This window comes from Zymobacter palmae (assembly GCF_003610015.1).
In the GTDB taxonomy this organism is placed as follows: domain Bacteria; phylum Pseudomonadota; class Gammaproteobacteria; order Pseudomonadales; family Halomonadaceae; genus Zymobacter; species Zymobacter palmae.
Genome location: NZ_AP018933.1, coordinates 2,668,850 through 2,690,099, shown reverse-complemented (window position 1 = coordinate 2,690,099; position 21,250 = coordinate 2,668,850). Strand labels below are relative to the sequence as shown.

The following is a 21,250-nucleotide window of genomic DNA, read 5'->3' as shown; positions in this document are numbered from 1 at the left end:
AGCAGTGATGCTACAGGGGCGTTTCTGAATTCATGGTGCCGGAGATAGGAGTCGAACCTACGACCTTCGCATTACGAATGCGCTGCTCTACCAACTGAGCTACACCGGCAACGGCATGCATTCTAGCGCTGACATGCCGTGATGGGCAACCCCTTGTGATACTCAACCATTTCTGTCAGCGATCGTTACGTCCGCCGAAGATGATCAGCCCTGAAATCAGTGCGGCGAAGAGGGCAAAAATCACGACCACGCTCTGCAGGGCGAGTGGCCAGGTGGAAAAATGGTAGTCGCCGCGCAGCAGGCTGGCGAAGCCGTAACCGATGGCCATAATCGATCCCCCAACGATGAGGGGACAAAGCAAACGCTGGATAAAGCTTTTCATAATAGAAACGTCAAGTTGCATACCTGTACAGGTGTATAACCAGTCTAATCTATCCATGGATGGGAAAATAGCGCATGCGACAGTGACACTCCCCCCTACGGCAGGGGGCGAATGGTAAGATTGACCCTCGTGGGGGGAATTCGCCCCCGTTTACTGATTCCATCCACGACTCGCTATGGGAGAAGTTCATGGCCGTACGCTGGCGCTATACCTCGATGTCTGATTCAACGTTGGTCAGGCCCGATGAACGCTTATCCTGGGGGCAGATGCTGGCACTGGGCGTTCAGCACCTTGTTGCTATGTTCGGTTCGACCGTGCTGGCGCCGATGTTGATGGGGTTTGATACCAATCTAGCCATTCTGATGTCGGGCGTTGCCACGCTGCTGTTCTTCATCATCGTTGGGGGAAAAGTGCCTAGCTACCTAGGGTCGAGCTTTGCCTTCATCCCGGTGGTCTGTGCCGCGACGGGATACGTAGCCGGACACGGTGCAAATCCCGCGGTGGATCTGGCGCTTGGCGGCATCATCGTCTGCGGGGGGCTGTATGCGCTGTGCGGGCTGATCGTGATGTGGGCGGGAACTGGGTGGATCGTTAAGCTGTTGCCGCCGACCGTTACGGGGGCCGTGGTTGCGACTATCGGTCTGAACCTGGCACCCAGTGCCGTGGGCAGTGTCTCTGGCTCGACGTTCAACGGCATCATGGCGCTGGTCACTGTGCTGTGCATCGGCAGCATGGCCGTGCTGACGCGCGGTGTTGTGCAACGGTTGCTGCTATTGATCGGCATCCTGATCGCCTATGGCCTCTATTTCGTTGCCGCCAATCTGATGGGCTGGGGCACGCCGATCGACTTCACTCCGGTAGAAGCGGCACCGTGGTTCGGGCTACCGACCTTTCATACGCCCACGTTCCAGTGGACGGCGATCCTCACTATTGCACCTGTCTTTCTGATTCTGATCGCTGAGAACTTGGGCCATGTCAAAGCTGTGGGTGAAATGACGGGGACTCCCCTCGATCGCTATATGGGACGAGCGTTCCTCGGCGATGGGCTGGCGACCATGTTGTCAGGGAGTGTTGGGGGTACAGGGGTCACGACATATGCCGAAAATATAGGGGTGATGGCGGTAACGCGGGTGTTCTCTACGCTTACGTTTCTGATCGCCGGCATTCTGGCCATTGTATTGGGCTTCTCGCCGCGCTTCGGCGCACTCGTGCATACCTTGCCAGTACCGGTGCTGGGCGGTGCATCCATCGTGGTGTTCGGGATGATCTCAGCTGCCGGAGTACGTATCTGGATGCAGAATAATGTTGACCTGAATGATCATGCCACGCTGATCCTGATTTCGGTCACTATGATTCTCGGTGCAGGTAACTTCTCACTGTCGATGGGGGTGATCCAGCTCAACGGTATTGGCACCTCGATGCTGGCTGCGATCATCCTCAATGCGCTGTTCAGCAATCGCCATGTGCGCAAGATGCTGGAAAGAAATTGAGCGAGACGTGTAGGATGGAATAAGCAGCGTGGCTTTAATAACCCACGTTGCGCCGTTATCGTAAAATGACGAAGCGATCGTGTTCGCTGCCCGTCATTCCCGCTAGGCCTTTCAGGAGACCCGAGGTCCCAGGAGTTCATATGACAACCGAGCAGGATACCGCGCCATCATCTGTCCCCCCGTCGTCCTCGACGGATAGCCAGCGTATGTGCTGCGGTGGCGGAATGCAGACGTATCCTCCTCGCTTGGACGCCGTGATGCCGATGACGGCAGAGGCGCATGAACGTTCGATCGCCGAAATGCTTGAGCTACGTCGGCGGCAAGGGTACGAGGATCAGGATATCTGGCTGTTCGCATACGGTTCGCTGATCTGGCGCCCCGAGTGCCCTGCTATCGAGTCGCTGCGCGGTTACATCGAAGGCTTTCATCGTGGGCTGTATCTGTGGTCGCGCATCCACCGCGGTACACCAGAACAGCCGGGGCTAGTGTTCGGGCTGGACGAAGGCGGCTCCTGCGAGGGGGTGGCGTTCAAACTGTCCGCTCAGGATCTGCAATGCCATCTGCTGGCGCTGTGGAAGCGCGAGATGCCGGACTGTTCTTATCGACCCACTTGGGTGCCCTGTACGCTGGAGAATGGGCGCACCGTGCCGGCACTGGCATTTGTCGTGGCGCGCAGCCAACCGACGTATGTCGGGCAGCTCTCCGATGAAATCATCCGCAAGGTGTTCGAGACCGCACGCGGGCAGTGCGGTACCACGTACGACTATGTGGCACAGACCGCTGTCGCGCTGCGCAACGCCGAAATGCCTGACGAAACCTTGGAAGGGTTACTGCGTCGCTGTCAGCCTTCCGTCAATGCGGTTAGCTGAAGCTTATATGAAATGTTACGAAGAAAGGAGGCGGGATTAAGCCTCCTTTTTTTTTGCTTTCGTCTGTTTCCCCTTACCGAAGCGGACTTGAAGAATATTCCATATAGCGTTTCAGTTCTTCCTGCCACTGTTTCATGAATAAGAACAGTGGTTGCTCTTGTTCTTCGGGTTCTTTCGAATAGGAGACAACGCGTTCTTCTCCCCCCTGTAAAAAGAAACGTACTTTTTTTATATCAACGCAATGGAAAATAATAAGTACTTGTTCTTGATCAATATCATCGAAATTTACCTCGATATCGTGTTCTGTCGTGAAAAGGTCAGAAGACTGCGAGGAATATTCCATCAAGTGGGCACAGATAAAGCTGTGATCCATGCTTCTCAGAACTAAATTGTTAAATTCTAGTCGCTTGTTTTCTTCATTAAATAGAGTTTTAAAGTATTCCGACAATAGAATTATTCCACCAATGACTTGGGCCAACTCTTTTTCGTTATTTCCTTTTTTCTTTGAAAATACAATATAAGAAGGTTTGGGACTGGTGTAGTCTCCTAGTGTTAGCGTCATGGTATAGCGGCGCAGTTCCGAATAAAATACACCAGCAGGCCGGTCAATAGTGAGGTATGTTTGGCCACATGTTGCTACGCAAATACGAAAAGCTTCGCTAAGTATCTTTTCAAATCCCGGATATATATTGTTTTTCACAAACATATCCGTGAATATATCTATAATCTCTCTGCAGCCTTCCATGTTTTTAGAAGGATAGATCTTGACTATTTTGGAGAACTTTTTTCCAAGCATTGATGTCGGTGTCTCTTGATATAGGAAATTAACGTAATAAAATTTCAGCAAGCCTGTTATTAAAATAGGGCTCGTTTTAGTTATTGCTTGTTGGGAAGGCAATGATTGCAGGTTTGCACGTATAAATTATTACATATGTAGAAAAATATTCCCATGCGACATAGCATACCACTACCTTCCGTCAGCACGCGTGGACAACATATATATTAAAAATATGTATCTAAAAAGAAGTACGCGGTGGGTTGGAGTGCCCACCGCGTCAGACAGGTCATGTCATGGAAAGTGGCCCGATGGGCCGCTTCAAGCCCGGATCACGGTCTCTTGAAGCAAAGTACTGCGCGTGAAGCAGGGATCACTTCACTTTGACGACCCAGCCTTCTGGGCCTTCGATATCACCGACCTGGATGCTGGTCAGCGTGTCGTACAGGCGACGCGTCACCGGGCCAACGTCTGTTTCGCTATAGAAGACGTGAAAATCGTCCTTGTACTGAATGCCACCAATCGGGGTAATGACGGCGGCTGTACCGCAGGCACCGGCTTCCTTGTACTGATCAAGGTCGGTGATCGGTACGTCGGTTTCCTGTGTGGCCAGCCCCAGATAGTCGCGCGCCAGTTCGAGCAGCGAGTATTTGGTGATACTGGGCAGGATGGACGGTGAATACGGTGTCACGAAGACGTCGTCATGCGTGATGGCGAAGAAGTTGGCGGAACCCACTTCCTCGATCTTGGTGTGCGTGGCCGGATCAAGGTAGATGCAGTCGGCGAACTCGCGTTCGTGCGCTTCTTTATTCGGCAGCAGGCTCGCAGCGTAGTTACCGCCGACCTTAGCCGCACCGGTACCGTAAGGGGCGGCACGGTCGTAGGACGACACCATGAAGTTGACCGGTTTCATGCCACCTTTGAAGTAGGCGCCTACCGGTACGCAGAAGATCGAGAAGATGAACTGCGGTGCGGGGTGTACACCGATGTTGTCGCCGACGCCGATCAGGAACGGGCGCAAGTAGAGTGCGCCGCCGCTACCGTAAGGCGGAATGAAGCGTTCGTTGGCCAGTACGACCTTCTTACAGGCTTCGACGAACACGTCTGTCGGGATCTCGGGCATCAGTAGGCGTGCGCAACTCTGCTGCATGCGGATCGCATTGCGGTCCGGGCGGAACAGGTTGATGGACCCGTCCTTGCAGCGGTAGGCCTTGAGGCCTTCAAAGCACTGCTGACCATAGTGAAGGGCTGTAGAGCCTTCGCTGATGTGCAGCGTGTTGTCCTCGGTCAGTACACCGTCGTCCCAGCTGCCGTCTTTCCACTGTGACAGGTAGCGATAGTCCGTTTTGATGTAATCGAACCCGAGGGAACTCCAATCGAAATTATCTGTATCCATGACAATGACCGCTCTATGTGAGCATGCACTCTCTGGCGCATGATTGTACTGTGCTTGTAGATCCATGAAGGGTAGTGTCTTCGAGCGAGGGCGCTGCCCTTCTGTCGAGACTATCATGGCTCTGGGCCCTACGTTAAATACTCTATGTATGCCGATGCGATTTCGGGTGAACCTTTACCGCACAGAGGCTATCGTCGAAGCGCCCTGCAAGGTGATTGCAAGGTACACTATAGAAGACGTGCTTTCGTGTTTACGCCATTCATGATCCCGCGGAGACCCCATGACTGAACTCAAGACGCTGCTGTTTGCTACGGACTTCTCTACCGGTGCAGCACGCTGCTGCAGTATGGCCAGTACCCTGGCGCGCCTGAGCGGTGCGCGCCTGCATATCGTGCATATCGTGGCGGAAGGTGATAGCTGGCCGCTGCAGGCGTCGGACCAGCTGGTTGTGCCTGAATCACAGCAAGCGAACATTGAACGTGAAATGAAGCGCTTCATCGGTCGATATTTCCCCAACCTGGATCAGGAGCCGTTCACCGTCACGTGGGATATCGTCGCTGCGCGTCATACATCGTCAGAAATTGTTCATCAGGCTGAACTGGTCGATGCCAGCATGATTCTAATGGGGACGGAGGGACGCTCCGGGGTCAAGCGCCTGCTGGCCGGCTCGACGGCAGAAGCCGTTGTCCGTACGGCGTCCGTGCCAGTGGTGACCATCCGCAACGGTGATCGCTAGACACTGAGTGGTCGGGGCAGAAGCATTCGAGGTGACTTCTGCTCCTGCATCTGTAGCATGCTCGCTGAGCGCCGCCTTTGGTATTTGCTGAAGGCGGAATGCGTGTGCTGGGCATCGCGCCTGCGTTCATTTTCCATTTCTCATCGTAGACGAAGAGGCACCCATGTCTCGACAGGACTCACGCTTCGAAATTCCGGCCGGTTCCACAACCGTGCCGCCGCATCGCGGCTTGCTGGGCCCGATGAAATTCCGGGCCTATCGTGCCATATGGATCGCGAACCTGTTCGCCAACTTGGGAATGTGGGCCCAGTCCGTAGCGTCGGCCTGGGTCGTGACGGAACAGCATGCTAGCCCATTGATGGTGGCCATGATTCAGGTGGCTGCGGCGATACCGTTGGTATTGCTATCGATCGTTGCGGGTGTGCTGGCCGACAACCATGATCGACGCAAATTGATGCTGATCGGTATGGGTATCCAGACGATCGGCGGGGTAGTGATTACCGGGATCGCTGAGTTCGCCACTCTGACACCTGAATGGCTGATCTTGTCGATTCTGGGCATCTCGTTGGGGTCGGCACTGCTGACACCGGCGTGGCAGGCGGCGGTCAACGAGCAAGTGCCACGCTCCGAAGTGGCCAGCGCGGTACTGCTGAACAGCGTTAACTACAACGTAGCGCGTGCGCTCGGGCCGGCATTGGGCGGGATTATGCTGGGCTTCTGTGCGCCCAAGTGGGTATTCCTCTTCAATAGTGTGTGTAGCTTGGTGCTGATGTATGCCATTTGGCGTTGGAAGCGTGACATCCCGGCGCGCACGCTGCCGCCTGAAAAGATTCGTGAAGGGGTCAAGGCGGCGCTTCAGTTCACTCATTATTCGACTGTGACGCGCATCGTGATGCTGCGTTCGTTCACATTCGGCATCTGTGCCAGTGCCATTTGGGCCTTGCTGCCACTGCTGGCGGATCAGAACCCGGACGGTAGCGCGGCTCTATACGGGTACATGCTCGGGACGCTTGGGATTGGGGCGATCATTGGCAGCGTTGGTGTGGATCGTCTGCGCCAGCGTTTGGGCACGGGGCGTCTGATCAGTCTGGCAGGGGCGGTATGTGCCGCGATGCTAATGATTCTGGGTACGACCAACAATCTGTTCTGCGTGTTTTTCGCGCTGCTGCTGTCAGGTAGCTGCTGGATTGCTGCGGTGTCGACCTACAATGCGGCCGTTCAGCTGCTGGTGCCGGACTGGGTCAAGGCGCGCGCGTTGGCGCTCTATCAGACCTCGCTGTATGGCGGGTTGGCGCTGGGATCGTTTCTGTGGGGGCATATGGCCACCACCATGACGGTGCAAGGAGCGCTGCTGAGCGCGGGCATCTTGATGATTATCTGTGCCGTCATCCTGTATCAGTCGAAGTTGCCTTCGCTGGATGCCAACGACATGCTGCACGTCAGCAGCCCGGCCAATGCGGCACCGGCCATCTCGTTCGATCCGAAACACGGTTCGGTGATGGTTACGATCGAGTACAACATTCCCGAAGAACGGACGCACGAGTTCATTCGCGCCATGCGCCGCCAGCGCAAGTTGCGCCTGCGCAACGGTGCCGAGCGTTGGTGGCTGTACCGCGACACGCAGGAGCGAGCGCTGTGGCAGGAAGTCTTTCTCGTTCGCAACTGGCTTCAACATTTGCGCATGCAGGATCGCATGACGCTGGCCGACAAGCACATTCTCGATACGGTGCTGGCTTTCCATGACGGTGCCGAAGCCCCGCGCATTCGGCTCAGTGTCAGCTATAAGTCGATGCGCGAGCGCGATCGCACACTGCCGCCGTTGGCAGAAGAACCAAAGCCGAATACGGCACCGCCGCATGCCGACGATGTTCCGCCGGTACCCGAACAGTCGTAAGGCTGTCAGGATGCAAGGGCGCGTCTACACTGGAATGTGTATGACATGACTGAGTGCATGAACGTTGTCCGCTAGCATGAGCGGCATGGAATATCAGGGAGAGATGACCATGGGATTGATGGATCAGTTCAACGAGAGTCTGGACTACAAGAAAACGCTGCAGTGGGTCGAAGACCAAGGCGGCATCAATAGCCTGCTGGACAAGTTCCGCCAGAACGGGCTGAGCGACAAAGTCTCGTCGTGGATTGGGTCGGGTGAGAACAGCCCGATCTCCGCCGACACGATCCAGCAGGTGCTGAGCAGCGAGGCGCTGCAATCGCTGGCAAGCCGGCTGGGCGTTGATGTCAGCAAAGCTTCAGGGCTGCTGGCCGAGTACTTACCGAAGGTTGTCGATCTACTGTCGCCTAAGGGAGAAACGCCGAAAGATGGCAATCTCCTGACGATGGGCTGGGAGCTGATCAAAGGAAAGCTGTTCGGCTAAGCCCGCATGCAAAAGCGCCGCTGCTTGTCAGTGGCGCTTTTGTATCCGTCACTTACGTATTTGTCGGTTACTCAATGGCTGTCGAGCGTTGCCGTAACCCCATCATCTTGAAGCAAATGAGAAAGCGCGTGCTGGAAGTGATTATTTTCATATGGCGGGTAGTCGAATATGGATAAAGTCACTGTGGCATGCTGTTATGCAGTTGCCTGACCACGACCTTGACCGGAACCGACAGAGGAGTCGCTGATGAAGCGCAGATCACTGCTTAAAGCCTCGCTGGCCCTAGGAACCTATGGGCTGCCACTGGGAGGCATGCTGATGTCGAGTGCATGTGCCGCCGGAGGCGCAGGAGATCACGTTGACTTCGACTATGTGGATGTCATGGCGGCAGGCATGTCGCACGCCGCGTATAAGGGCGCAGAAGAGAAGCTGCCGCCGACGCTGGCCAACCTGACACCGCAACAGTACTCCGCCATCCGTTTCGATCCTCAGCAGGCGCTGTGGCGCAACCGGCTATCGACACAGTTCTTCCATGTCGGCATGGGCTTCCGTCAGCGCGTACGCATGTTCGCGCTCGACAAAGATGATCGCGCCCATGAGATCAATTTCAGTACCCAACTGTTCAACTACAGTGGCGCAGGCGTAGACGAAAAGGCCGTCGACAAAGCGGGTGATCTCGGCTTCGCCGGTTTCAAAATTTTCAATTCGGGCTTCGGTGGCCCGGGTGATATCGTCGCTTTCCTCGGTGCTAGCTACTTCCGTGCCGTCGACAAGACTGGCCAGTACGGCCTTTCTGCTCGCGGCCTGGCCATTGACCCTGCCATTGGTGGCAAGCCTGAAGAATTCCCGTACTTCACTCACTTCTGGTTCCGAGAACCCGCGGCTGACAGTCCTACCTGTACGGTCTATGCGCTGCTCGATTCCCCCAGTGTGACTGGGGCCTATCAGTTCGACATCGACTGCCAGAGCGAGCGGGTGGTAATGACTGTGCGCATGAAGCTGCATGTGCGCAAGCCGATCGAACGGCTGGGCATCGCCCCGATGACCAGCATGTTTGCTTGCGGCACCAACGAACGTCAGGTCTGCGATACCATCCACCCGCAGATCCACGATTCTGATCGTCTGTCGATGTGGCGCGGCAATGGTGAATGGGTCTGTCGTCCGCTCAACAACCCGGATACGTTGCAGTACAACGCGTTTGCCGATACCGACCCCAAAGGGTTCGGGTTGGTACAGACCGATCATGACTTCAACAGCTATCAGGATACCGTCGACTGGTACAGTCGCCGTCCTAGTCTGTGGATCGAACCGCTTAATCGCTGGGGCGAAGGCAGCATCGACTTGGCTGAGCTGCCGACGACCGGTGAAACCTCCGACAATATCGTTGCTTACTGGCGTCCCAAGACGCCCGCACAGGCAGGTGATACGCTGGAATACCATTACCGCCTGTACTGGAGCGCGCTACCGCCAGTCAGCTCACCGTTGGCTTCGGTCATGGCAACTCGCACTGGAATGGGCGGCTTCACTGAAGGCTGGGCACCGGGTGATCACTTCCCAAATGAATGGTGCCGTCGCTTTGCCGTCGACTTTTCTGGCGATGCATTGAAAGCACTGCCGGCCAACGCGCCGATCACCCCCCGATTGGATGTCTCGTGGGGTGAAGTGCGCGATCTGCAGGTGCTACCGTTGCCTGATAACGGTTACCGTGTGCTGTTCGACTGGTACCCGACCAGCCAGCAGACCGATCCCGTATCAATGCGCCTCTACATTGCGCATGATGACAGCGCTCTGAGCGAAACTTGGCTCTACCAGTATCTGCCGCCCGCACCGGAGCGTCGTCGCTATACTCGCTGAGTGCGCGCACGTTGATATCTGAACGCTGACGCATGAAAAAAGGCCTGCTCGGAAATGACCGAAGCAGGCCTTTGTCGTTTTCGGTTGCGAGGATCAGTCGTTGCGGGGAGGATGCTCTGCCTGAGCCTGAGCCTGAGCCTGAGCCTGAGCCTGAGCCTGAGCCTGAGCCTGAGCCTGAGCCTGAGCCTGAGCCTGAGCCTGAGCCTGAGCCTGAGCCTCGCGGCGTTCCATTCGTTCGATGCGACGCATGCGTTGGGCACGTTGAAGCAGCCATGGAATGCGAATCAACATGCCTGACGTGAGGCGCAGCAGTGTCTTGGCCATGCGCAGGGTGTCGCGCAGCAGTCGGTAGTGAGAGACATTGCCGCGAGGGTAGTAAGTGCGAATGGGCGCGTGACGGTAATCGCCACCGTGCCAGATCCAGCGCACTAGCAGTTCGATATCGAACTCGACCCGGTTGCCGCAGCGGAAGCGCGACAGCAGGTGGTTGATCTGATGCAGTGGGTAGACCCGCACGGCACAGACGCTGAAGCGGCCTGCACCGGACAAGCAGCAGAGGCAGGTTCCGATGTTGATTAGGATGATGGCACTGCGACGAATGGGAGGAACGTGACCCATTACACGTGTGCTGCCGATCACCAGCGAATCGGGGTGCAGTGAAGAGATCTCGAGCACACCGTCAAGATCGTCGATTTCCTGCTGCCCATCGGGGTCTATGGTCAGCACATGGGTATAGCCCAGACGCTGAGCTTCTGCCATGCCCACGCGCAGCGCGGTTCCCTTGCCGCTGTTGCGTACGAGGCGCACGAGGTGGGTGGCATTCTGAGCCCCCAGACGGTTCAGCTCTTCTGCGCATTCTCGGTGACTGCCGTCATCTACCAGAAGAATGGGGCACTCGTACTGTCGTAGCTGTTCACAGACATCGGCGACCGTATCGGCATGGTCGTACACCGGTATCAGAAAGCACAGGGACTGCTTGCTCATCTTGAAGGCCCGATAAAAGGGAAATCACCGCAGAAAGCGGGGAGTTCCGTAAAGAAGTGCTGACGCCATGCAAAGAAGACGCTTGCCTTGGCCGATATGGAAGAAAAGCCAATCGTCTCCCGCTTATGATTCGTCCAGTGTACCTTCGTCTTCGTCAGTCGTCTCGCGCGGGTACTTGGTCGAGCGCAGGCTGTCCTTTATCCGCTTGAGATGGGGGAGAAAATCCTCGCCGCGCCTTAGCGTGACGCCCGTGGCCAGAATGTCGATGACGGCCAGATGAACGATCCGAGACGTCATTGGCATGTACAGTTCAGTATCTTCTGGCGAAGGTACGCCGAGACAGAGGCTACTGGTGGCATCCAACGGTGACCCTGGCTGGGTGATGGCGATCACGACGGCGCCATTGTCACGGGCCAGCTGAGCCACTTCGTTTAGTTCGCGGGTACGCCCCGTATGCGAAATGGCCACGAAGACGTCACCGGTATGTGCAGCGGCCGCCGCCATGCGCTGCATCAGCATGTCCTCGTAGGCCATGACCGGTAGGTTGAAGCGAAAGAACTTGTGCTGGGCATCCTGAATGACCGGTGCCGAAGCGCCCAGCCCGATAAAGGTGAGCTGGCGGGCTTGCGAAAGGTGATCGACCGCCCGTTCGATCAGGGCTGGATTCAGTTCGCGGCTGAACGTGTTTAGTGCGTTGAGCGTTGCGCCCAGAATCTTCTGTGAATAGGCGCGCGCATCGTCCCCGCTGCTGACGCTGTGGCTGACATAGGGCGTGCCGCCTGCCAGACTCTGCGCCAGCTTGAGTTTGAAGTCGGGAAAGCCTTTGGTATCGAAGCTGCGGCAGAAGCGATTGACGGTAGGTTCGCTGACGCTGGCGGCCTGAGCCAAGGCGGCGATGCTCTTGCTTATGGCGGCAGAGGGATCGGCCAGAATCACCTCCGCCACCTTGCGTTCCGAGCGGTTGAGCGAATCGAGACGCTCACGAAGCGTATTGATGAGATCAAGGGCCATCATGGGCATTGTTCCTGTAATGTGACAGCCGACGACTGCATTGCTTACTTGAAAGAGGGCAGCGTTACGCCCATCTGGGTGCGACAAGCTGTCAAGTAGCGTCGGATGGTCGCGGTCAGAAGACGTCGACCGTGCGACACGGTCATAATAGTGTCATCATAAACGGATACGTTCTTGCCGTAATCCAGAATGACATCGTTAATACGGCCTGAAGCCTGCTGTGCTTCTGCCCGCTGACCCTATGGTATGACTGGGGAAATGATGTCATCCGTGGTAGATTTACGTCCAAGCACTGTGGACAGGCAGCGACAGTGCATGCATTGGATATGCTGGCTAATGTTGCCGTTTCATTTTGGATTTGAACTGGGGAGAAGCGCCTCATGGCTGTTGAACAGACGCCTGCAGTTGATATTGCACTGTTCGGTGCGTTGGGTGACCTTGCCTTGCGCAAGCTGTTTCCTGCGCTCTATCACCTCGATCGCGAGGGTCTTCTGAACGAAGGGACGCGCATTGCGGGTCTCGCTCGTCATGAAATGAGCGCCGAAGAATTCCGTAACACGGTCGCCGCGGCGCTGGAAAAACGCGTCAAGGCTGACGAACGTGAAGAAAGCGTCATCAAGCGCTTCCTGGCACGTATCGATAGCATCCGCCTCGACTTCATGAACGTCGAGTCTTATGCGCAGATCGTTGAATGGCGTAAAGGTCGCACTGTACCGCTCGTCGTGTACATGTCCGTTCCGGCCAGCCTGTTCGGCACCATCAGCCAGCACCTCCAGACGGCAGGTTGCCTTGATGACACCAGCCGCATCGTCGTAGAAAAACCAATCGGTTACGACCTGAAAACGTCCATCGAGCTGAACGATTCTATCGGCAGCGTCTTCGATGAGACTGGCATCTACCGCATCGACCACTACCTCGGTAAAGACACCGTCCAGAACCTTCTGGCGCTGCGCTTTGCTAACCCGATCTTTGGCAACCAGTGGAACCGCGACAACATCTCCTACGTTGAGATCACTGTAGCGGAAACCGTCGGCATCGAAGGTCGCTGGGGTTACTTCGATGGCGCGGGTCAGCTGCGCGACATGCTGCAGAACCACGTGATGCAGGTACTCTGCATGACGGCTATGGAACCGCCGGCAAGCCTTGACGCTGACAGCATTCGCGCCGAGAAGGTCAAAGTGCTGAAAGCACTGCGCCCGATCACTGGCGACGCACTGCGCACCAACGTGATTCGCGGTCAGTACGCTGCTGGTCAGATCGACGGTCAGGCTGTTCCTGGCTACCTCGAAGAAGAAGGTGCTAACACTGCATCCAGCACTGAAACCTTCGTTGCCATCAAAGCCGAAATCGACAACTGGCGTTGGAAAGGCGTGCCGTTCTACCTGCGTTCAGGTAAACGCATGCCGCGCAAAGAAACCCAGATCGTCATCCACTTCCGCCAGCAGGAACACAACATTTTCCCGGGCGCGGCAGCGGGCAACAAACTGGTTATCCGTCTGCAGCCTGATGAAGGTCTGACGCTTGAAGTCCAAGCAAAAGACGGTGGTCTGAACGCAGGTGAAAACCTCGTGACCGGCGAAATGAAGCTCGACTTCAAAACAGCGTTCCCGCAAGCCCGTATCCCGGATGCTTACGAACGCCTGATCCTTGAAGTCATGCGTGGTCGCCAGTACCTGTTCGTACGTCGTGACGAAGTCGAAGCTTCATGGACGTGGATCGACACGCTCCAAGACGGCTTTGCAGAACAGGGTCTGAAACCTGAAGCTTATGCCGCTGGTTCTTGGGGGCCCAAATCTGCTAACGAAATGGTGACTCGCGACGGTAACGCCTGGAAGGAGTTCTTCTAAGCCATGATCGACATGCAACAGACCCCCAAGGTCCGCATTGGTCAGGCGCTGGCAGAAGCAGTTGCTGACGCCCTGCGTACGGATCTGGCTCAGCAAGAGCGCGCTCTGCTGATCGTATCCGGTGGCTCTACTCCGGTGCCGTTCTTCGAAGCACTGTCTCAGGTTGACCTGCCGTGGGAACGCGTTGACGTCACCCTCGCGGACGAACGTTGGGTGCCGGAAACCGACTCCGACAGCAACACGGGTTTGCTGAAACGTCACTTCCTGCAGAACAAAGCCGCGAAAGCGAACTTCGTTCCGTTGACGACTCAGCACGCCACTGCTGCAGAAGGTGTCGCCGAGCTGACAGCCGTTTCCCAGAAACTGAGCTGGCCGGCAAGCGTTGTCATCTTGGGTATGGGTGACGACGGTCATACGGCATCGCTGTTCCCGGACAGCCCGCAGCTGGAAGAAGGTCTGACGACTGACGCCCCGCTGTTGGCCGTTACGGCACCGAGCATGAAAACGAAGTCCCGCATCACTTTCAGCCGTAAACAGCTGAAGAACGCACGCCGTCACTTTATTCACCTGAGTGGTGCTGCTAAACGTGAAATGTTCACCAAAGCGTTTGGCGGTGACGATATTCGTGAATATCCGATTCGTTCGTTCATGGATACACCGGTAGCGCTTTACTGGGCACCGTGATTCATAAGTATGTGATGTAAGAAGAACCCGCTCCTTGTGAGCGGGTTTTTTGTATTGAGGTGAGCTATGTTTTCGTCTGTACGAATATACTCAATACTATTGCCAGAATGTTCTATAAGCTATGCTAGGTTAATGTTTTTGATGATTTATATGATGTGTTGTTTGGCTTTTGTTTTCTGGTATTTTAAATAAAATATGTAATTGTTTGACGAGTATTTCGTTCAATATATGGCTCTCATTATAATTATTAAAAACATTAGTAGTTTGCTTTAAATGTTGCTGTGATACCCCCATGTCTCATGCTGTCTTTCTTTTGCTGTGAGCACTTTCGTTTTGGAAATATAAACAGAAGTCGTTAGAAATAAGGAAGGATATTTTCAACGTGTAAATGGTTATAGAGCAGTTCCTATATGGAACGTTCTTTCGCTGAACTCTACGTGTTTAAAATGATCAATATGATTGAATAAATATAGTGGTTTGTGTGTGTTGCTATTATTATAAGTGTTATTCATAAAAATGATGGGCGTCAGCTAGCTCAAGCGAAGAGAACGTTGCAATGGCTCAGAATATCGGAAATGTCGTCAATACAACATGTACCTCTGTCGACGCGCATGGGGGATGTGACCACTGCAATCGCAAAGGGCTGGCGTTCCTCCCTGTTCGCTATGCCGTCTCGCGCAATGCACGGGCAAAGCATCAGGCGCTTCCCCAGAACCGCATCAACGCCTTTACCGATATTCATCTGGACAAGCTGGTCGACGCTGATGGCAAGTTGGCCAGCAAGTCACCCAGCACTTGGTATGTGCTGCGCAAACTGCGGGATGGCTATCTGTATGTTTACGATGAGCACCCTCAGCACGCGCACTGGCTGTGCTACTCGGTAGGGAACAACGGTGAGCTGACCCAGTTTCCTGCCGGCAAGCCAAAAGCGTCAGAAAAGGTCAGCTGCACCAATGATCTGAACTATACGATTGCGAGCCTTGTCGCCCTCAGCGATCAGAAGACGGATCGTATGATCAACCTCATCTTCATCGAAGCGCCTTTCAGTGTATCCCGTCTGAACTGGATGGCCGAGCACCCGGAGTGGCGTGCCAAGCACATGCAGCAGGTCAAAATAAGCGCGATGGCCTCGTCGCCATTCTGCTTTTCTGAAGATGAGATTAAGCAGCACGCCATCGAATATAGTGAAGAAAATCCCTGTGTCTTGCTGGCGAACGATCTGGAAATAGGCCGTTTCGAGAATCCGGCGGAATATGCGAGTTACAAGAACAGCGACAGAGACACCTATAGCAGTCTGATCAAGGCCTTCGATGCCTCAGCAGGCACTCCCGTTTCAGGCTATGCCGTGGCGGTACCTGATGCGGCAGGCATCATCAGGCAGCTTGATCTATACCGAAAGTCCGCCGCATATGGCTTTGCCGAGCAGCTCAAACCGGATGATGAAGGAGCCGATAAAGAAGTGCGTCACCGCTACAGCGCAGGTGCTCACACGCATGGAATGAGGGTGCCCAACAAAGGCAGCTACGCTCTGAACGAGCGCAACTACCGCTGGTATCTTGCCGTTGATCGCCTGAGAGAGCTGATGGCGACGTCTCTTGATCCCTCCAATATGTATGACAAAGAGCTGCTGCCGCCGGGCGTACCGGCGAACTTCACGCTGACGGAAAGTGACTGTAATAGTGCGTTTGAATGGAAAGCTTGTCAGGGCAAGACCTATCGGGAAGCGCTGGATGATTACAATAACTTCGATAAGAACGCCAGCGACAAGATAGGGAGCGCCATGCAGGATAGCGCATCACTCTCGCCGCAGGAGCAGGCGGAGAGGAGAGCGCGCGAAGAGTTCAAATATGGCAATGAGAAGGTCTGGGCTCGGGAGTCGCTGCGGACCTATCAGCAGGCGTGGAATAAGCGAAAGGCCCAGGCTGTCGAGCATACCGAGGACGCCAACGACGAGATATTGAACGATTACATCGTCCGTGAGGATTGGGAGGGAGTAAAGGCGCTCTTCGAAAAAGCTTACGAAGAGGCGAGAAAGCTCTCCATCAGCTTCGATTCCGACTATGTGCTATGGGTCAAGAACGGCCTTTCTCACGACCTTGATAAATACGATACAACGGATCCATTCCACTGTGGCTGTGTCACCCAGATCATCGCAGACATTCTGCGAAATGGCATTCTGAGTGGCTCAAGTCAGCATCTATGGGACAGCCTGCTGGTAACACGCGATAGCCTGGTTGACCGCGGGCTTTCCCTGAATGGTGCTGTTGTCTTCACGGATGTAAAGCAGGCCATCGACAGCTACGAGAAGAAAGAGAGCAAGGGCAGGCTGTGGGGGCCGGCAGAAGGACTGAACGTTGAGTTGCTGGCCAAGGTAGAAAAGAACGTCGCCAAGGTCAGAGAGTTCTTTTCGAAAATGAAGAGCAAGGACTACAAGGGCATCTTCGAAGTGAAGACGATGCCGTTCACCACGACGTTCAAGGCCTTCGAGACATTGCACGATGCTTCACTCAATGCGACCAGCTCGCTATTAGTGAATCAGGTTGGTAAGCAAATGGAGACCGGTATCTCAACAGGCAAGCGGTCTGTTGCGGTTATTCTGAAATACGAGAAAAGGCTGCTTGAGCTGCATAACTTTGGCAATACCGTCAACAAGGCCTTCTATGGCAACAGTGCGCCGCTCTTCAAGATGGTTGAGGCCGAGTTCACGGTGGCGGAGGCAAACAAGTACGTCACCATTATCAACAAGGCCATGGCCAAGAACGAGGTGGCAAGCAGCAATCATGTCAGGTTATACGACAAAGGCCAGACGGTCGGTGGCGCTTATCATTTCAGTGAGAGCGACTCCAACAAGAAAGTAAGAATGTACATGGTTTTCGATCAGGATACGGCAAACCGGATTGAAGGAATTATGGGAGCGAAGGGCGTTGATGCGATGAACGAAGGCCCGAAGAAGATATACGAAGCTCAGATGAAAGCCATGAGCAAGGTGAACTTCTTCAGCGCGTCCCTGATCAAGGTGGGGTGTATCTGTTCGCTAATTAGCGCTGTCGATACCTATCGGGAAAAAGATGACTTTTCATCGCTGTGGAAACTGATCTCCAGCCTGCTGAGCGCCGTGCAGAACCTGTCGGAAGTTATTTCGTGGCAGTTCACCAAGGCGGCAGAAAGCGCCGTTGAACGCTCGCTTACGGCCGAGGCGGCCTTGCCTTCTGTGCTGATTCAGCGTGCCGAGCGTCTGGCACTGACGGCGGAGAAGGCAATGCTGTTTTCCAAGGCTCTTGGGCATTTCGTCTCCCTCATGGCCGTCTATGATGCGGTCAAGGGAACGGTCGAAGCCGTTGATATCTACAATGCGGGCGGGTTATCCGAGGACTACAACAAGAAGATGGCCGCTACCGGCATCTCCTTCGTCAGTTCCATCGTACTGGGGCTATTCATAAGCAGCCTGTTCTTCGGCGCGATTATCGCACTTGCTGCCATCGCGGTACTGTTCTTCTTTAATGTGAACAGGATCGTGCCTGAACATATTCAGAACTGGCTGCGTCGAAGTAAGTTCGGTAAGGAAGGGGATACCGCTCCGGGCCGCCCGTTCACCTCTATGCAGGCCGAACAGGATGCGTTGTCCATGCTCTTGAAAGGCATTCTTTTCACGGCCTCCATCACCAGCGAGCAGTCGCTGCGTGAGAAGACTCAGAAAGAGAAGTCGTGGATGGAAGTGCTAGCGGAATCCGAGGCCGCTTCGGAAGGGGCGGGCCTCATTCTCGGAACGGAATACAAGGTCATGACCGTTTCGAAGGAAAAGAAACATGTGGCCGTCACGATGGCGTTTCCTCGCGCCTTCAATGGCTCTGCTTTCCTGTCCCAGAAGGGCAGCAGTACGCAGTACCTCTATCTTGTCGACAGCGAGCAGAACGTTGCCAAGTTGGTGATCGATTCCAAGCCATCCAGTGACAACGATAGCCTCAATGCGACCAAGGCGTTGAAACTCGGCGCCTCTGTCGTCAATGGCCGAGTGTCCAACAGAGGCAACTTTCTGGTGGTCAGGGACGGTAACAATGTTGAAAGAACCTATGCAAAGGATAAGGTCGTCTGCTTTGAGAACATCACGGCTGGCAAGCATGACATAAAGATCAAAGAGGACTTTACTGTGGAGCTTACCGAGAGCGCTCGTCAGAAGAATGTCGTTATGGCATTTTCGGTGCAGACGGAAGACGATTCCGTAGAGTCACAGTACACGTTGGTACTCGTCATGGGTGAAGGCAGAAAGAACTAGCACAAGAGAGGCATCACAATGATCCGTAAGTGCGTGATTCTGTTATCGTCTGTGGCCGCTTTGGCTACCGGGCACTGGCTGGGCGTGTCTCCCGCGTGGGCCGACGAAGGTGATGATATGTACGAGCGCACTTCGCGCATGAGTACCTCTGCGCTAGAAGCCTGCGCGGCGCGAAGTGATTCGTGCAGGATGCAACTGGGGCAGGCCTATCTGTACGGCGCCAAGACAGCAGACGGTGAGATCCGCGTCGATACTAACAGCGCTGGGGGGCTACTTGGCGCTATCACCCGCTATCCCTATGCCCGCTATCTAGAGGCGAAGCGAGTGTTATGGGAAGAAAAAGGCGATAGGACGGACGGTGACTATCTACGTGGGGCATCGCTTCTTCAATCCTCGTGCATGGAGGGCGTCCTGAAGGCCTGCATTCGTTCTGCGAACGTCTACGCCGGTCGCTATGATGCCTTCGGTTACTTCAAGGCTCACCCTGATCTGAAGGCGGCCAGCATCGCCTTGCAAAACGGAATCAGGCTGCTTAATGCTCGGCTTCGGACACTGGCTGACAGAACGGATGACGCGAGTCGTTATGAACGTGACAGTGATGAGAGTGACAGAAACGATTACCAGAAGATGTTGGGTCGGGTGCTGATCGAGTCCAACGATAGAAAAGGGGTCGCTCTTCTTGAAGGGATTCTGCTCAACGAGCGTGAGTTCGATGGGGACGTCTTGGGCGAACTCTATGAAACAGGCCATCTTGTGCCCCAGGATCTTGTAAAGGCTTATATGTACTACGATCTGGGTGGCGATGCCCGTGAAGAAGACAAACAGCGTATGGCCACGTCAATGACCCCAGAGCAGATCAATACCGCGCTCAAGCGTTCATGGCTGTGGCAGGAACAGCACCGCTCCTATCGTCCGGGTTACCGCAATGGTGAAGACTTCCCCATTCAAGCGCATATCAACGATAACGAATGAATCATTACTGATCATTGCCGATGAGGGAGTTTAGACTCTTCTCTTATATTAATGCCATGTGGACCACGCCCTTGTATCCGCTTCGGCGCGCTTCTAGGGCTGCCAGCAACAGTATCATTTCTATCGCTCAGGCTATCGTAGTCCTTAAGATGATGTCTTCTAGCACGGCATACGAGGAAGCGCCGCTATGTGTACGGGTGTCATAAAACCGTCATCGCTTTGAAACATAGACGTCATGCAAGTGACATCTGCCTGTCATGTGCCCGCGGCATGGTAGTCCCTATCCCGCGTAATGCTCATGACAGGAGCTTCTCTCCATGCGTTTCAAAGCCTTTCTACTGTTTGTTGCCTGCTGTTCATCCGTAGCTGCTGTATCCTCGCATGCCAAGAACGTAGCCGCTGCGCCGCTGCCCGAGGCGCAGGCTCTGACGACCTCTGATGCAGTAAGTGCGCCGCAGTGGCATGCGCTCAAGCAGCAAGAAGTCGATCTGCTGCGTAAGACACTGGGTGCTGTACCCGGTGTGGACAAAAACCAGGCTCGCCCGCCCGTCGACAAGCAGTGGTTCAAGGCCAGCGGCTACGACATGAACGTGGCCGAACGCCAGCGACAGGGTATTGAGCTGCTAAAAGGCTTCTCTCAGCTTCCGCAGTCGCTTCTTGATCGTAACCTGCACACTGTTGAAGCCATTCATCATGCGGCATCTCCTGCTGTGACACGGCAGGCTTTGGTCGATGCTGATGGTGACCACTATCTGTATTTCCTGGCGGCGCCGATGGGGCCGAAGCTGGGTGGTGCTTTCCTGCGGGCTTATCAGTCTGGCGAAATCAGCAAAGCGGCGGCTCTGATTGATGCATCGACGATCAGTACCTCCGTTGCCAAGGAACACTTCAACTATCCGCGCCCATTCCTTCAGCCTGGCAATACGATAACGCCGGTCAAGGATGACATTGTTTACCGCGACAATCGTACCTACACGGTAGATGGAGCGGCCTTCCCCAGTGGCCATACCAATACTGGTTACACGGCAGCGCTGCTGATGGCTGAAATGCTGCCGGAACGCTTCGAGCCGCTGGTAACAGAAGGCGCGCGCTATGGCTATTCCCGTGTCGTGCTGGGTGTCCATTATCCGCTTGATGTGATGGGGTCGCGCATGGTGGTTGAACACCATATCGCCGACATGATGAATGATCCCGCTTGGCGCAAGCAATTCGATGAAGCGCGTCAGCAGGTGCGTACCGCGCTTGAAAAGGAATGCGGCATGTCGCTGGAAAGTTGTGCTAAGCCTGTTCCACAGAATGACCCTTACACTCGCCCCGAAATGCGCAATTTTTATCGCTATACGATGACCTACGGTCTGCCCAAAGTGAATGAGACGGCGCAACCAGTGACGGTCCCGGCCGGGGCTGAAGTCCTGCTGGAAGCACCGCTTCCCCAGCTGAGTGCCGAACAGCGTCGCCAGCTGCTGGTATCTACCAGTATCGACAGCGGCTATGCCCTGTCAGACGGCGGTGAAAACGCTAACTTCTGGCAGCGCATCAACCTTGTCGACGCTATCGCCAAGGGCAAACAGCAGGCGGCAGCTCATCGGTGATGCTGCGCTA

Annotated in this window: 16 protein-coding genes and 1 tRNA gene; 11 read left to right on the top strand and 6 right to left on the bottom strand. The window is 55.0% G+C overall.

The window, feature by feature from the left end; translation table 11 throughout:
* Positions 1-33: 33 nt before the first annotated feature.
* Both ZBT109_RS11860 and ZBT109_RS13650 read right to left on the bottom strand, forming a co-directional pair.
* A tRNA-Thr gene (locus ZBT109_RS11860) sits at positions 34-109 on the bottom strand.
* Positions 110-175: 66 nt separating this feature from the next.
* The gene (locus ZBT109_RS13650; RefSeq protein ID WP_156934041.1) at positions 176-328 is read right to left on the bottom strand and encodes a hypothetical protein; all 153 of its coding nucleotides are present in this window, start codon (positions 326-328) and stop codon (positions 176-178) included.
* A 242-nt stretch (positions 329-570) separates the two neighbouring features.
* Between ZBT109_RS13650 and ZBT109_RS11855 the strand changes: the two genes are divergently transcribed.
* Together ZBT109_RS11855 and ZBT109_RS11850 are read left to right on the top strand one after the other, a co-directional pair.
* Positions 571-1,872, top strand: a complete 1,302-nt coding sequence (locus tag ZBT109_RS11855; RefSeq protein WP_027705557.1) for a solute carrier family 23 protein — start codon at positions 571-573, stop codon at positions 1,870-1,872.
* Positions 1,873-2,012: 140 nt separating this feature from the next.
* A complete protein-coding gene (locus ZBT109_RS11850; protein ID WP_197714345.1) occupies positions 2,013-2,741 on the top strand; it encodes a gamma-glutamylcyclotransferase in 729 nt (242 codons plus the stop codon).
* Between the two features lie 73 nt (positions 2,742-2,814).
* On the opposite strand, the gene ZBT109_RS11845 is transcribed toward ZBT109_RS11850, so the two are convergent.
* Positions 2,815-3,537 (bottom strand): hypothetical protein, encoded by a 723-nt coding sequence (locus ZBT109_RS11845; protein WP_027705559.1) that lies wholly within the window; start codon positions 3,535-3,537, stop codon positions 2,815-2,817.
* 352 nt (positions 3,538-3,889) lie between these two features.
* Positions 3,890-4,912: a branched-chain amino acid aminotransferase gene (locus tag ZBT109_RS11840; protein ID WP_027705560.1), complete on the bottom strand. Its 1,023-nt coding sequence runs from the start codon at positions 4,910-4,912 to the stop codon at positions 3,890-3,892.
* Positions 4,913-5,192: 280 nt separating this feature from the next.
* Between ZBT109_RS11840 and ZBT109_RS11835 the strand changes: the two genes are divergently transcribed.
* From ZBT109_RS11835 to ZBT109_RS11820, 4 genes are all read left to right on the top strand, one after another.
* On the top strand, positions 5,193-5,648 hold the full coding sequence (locus ZBT109_RS11835) for a universal stress protein (RefSeq protein WP_027705561.1): 456 nt from the start codon (positions 5,193-5,195) through the stop codon (positions 5,646-5,648).
* Between the two features lie 163 nt (positions 5,649-5,811).
* Positions 5,812-7,542, top strand: a complete 1,731-nt coding sequence (locus tag ZBT109_RS11830) for an MFS transporter (RefSeq protein WP_084261848.1) — start codon at positions 5,812-5,814, stop codon at positions 7,540-7,542.
* Positions 7,543-7,651: 109 nt separating this feature from the next.
* Positions 7,652-8,023 carry a YidB family protein gene (locus ZBT109_RS11825; protein WP_027705562.1) on the top strand — a complete coding sequence of 124 codons (372 nt, stop codon included), beginning with the start codon at positions 7,652-7,654 and terminating at the stop codon, positions 8,021-8,023.
* 246 nt (positions 8,024-8,269) lie between these two features.
* Entirely contained in the window at positions 8,270-9,877 is a 1,608-nt protein-coding gene (locus ZBT109_RS11820) for a glucan biosynthesis protein (protein WP_027705563.1), read from the top strand.
* 93 nt (positions 9,878-9,970) lie between these two features.
* Here ZBT109_RS11820 and ZBT109_RS13935 read toward each other — a convergent pair whose 3' ends face one another.
* Positions 9,971-10,861, bottom strand: a complete 891-nt coding sequence (locus tag ZBT109_RS13935) for a glycosyltransferase family 2 protein (protein ID WP_051523964.1) — start codon at positions 10,859-10,861, stop codon at positions 9,971-9,973.
* 123 nt (positions 10,862-10,984) lie between these two features.
* The gene (hexR, locus tag ZBT109_RS11810) at positions 10,985-11,872 is read right to left on the bottom strand and encodes a transcriptional regulator HexR (protein WP_027705574.1); all 888 of its coding nucleotides are present in this window, start codon (positions 11,870-11,872) and stop codon (positions 10,985-10,987) included.
* Between the two features lie 380 nt (positions 11,873-12,252).
* Between hexR and zwf the strand changes: the two genes are divergently transcribed.
* The 5 genes from zwf (at position 12,253) to ZBT109_RS11785 (ending at position 21,240) form a co-directional block, all read left to right on the top strand.
* Positions 12,253-13,719, top strand: coding sequence for a glucose-6-phosphate dehydrogenase (zwf, locus tag ZBT109_RS11805; protein WP_027705575.1), 1,467 nt, complete (start codon positions 12,253-12,255; stop codon positions 13,717-13,719).
* A gap of 3 nt (positions 13,720-13,722) precedes the next feature.
* A complete protein-coding gene (gene pgl / locus ZBT109_RS11800; RefSeq protein WP_324603186.1) occupies positions 13,723-14,403 on the top strand; it encodes a 6-phosphogluconolactonase in 681 nt (226 codons plus the stop codon).
* A 556-nt stretch (positions 14,404-14,959) separates the two neighbouring features.
* Positions 14,960-18,676: a toxin VasX gene (locus tag ZBT109_RS11795; protein WP_027705577.1), complete on the top strand. Its 3,717-nt coding sequence runs from the start codon at positions 14,960-14,962 to the stop codon at positions 18,674-18,676.
* An 18-nt stretch (positions 18,677-18,694) separates the two neighbouring features.
* Positions 18,695-19,648 (top strand): hypothetical protein, encoded by a 954-nt coding sequence (locus tag ZBT109_RS11790; RefSeq protein ID WP_027705578.1) that lies wholly within the window; start codon positions 18,695-18,697, stop codon positions 19,646-19,648.
* A 317-nt stretch (positions 19,649-19,965) separates the two neighbouring features.
* Positions 19,966-21,240, top strand: coding sequence for an acid phosphatase (locus ZBT109_RS11785; RefSeq protein ID WP_027705579.1), 1,275 nt, complete (start codon positions 19,966-19,968; stop codon positions 21,238-21,240).
* The last annotated feature ends 10 nt before the right edge of the window (positions 21,241-21,250 follow it).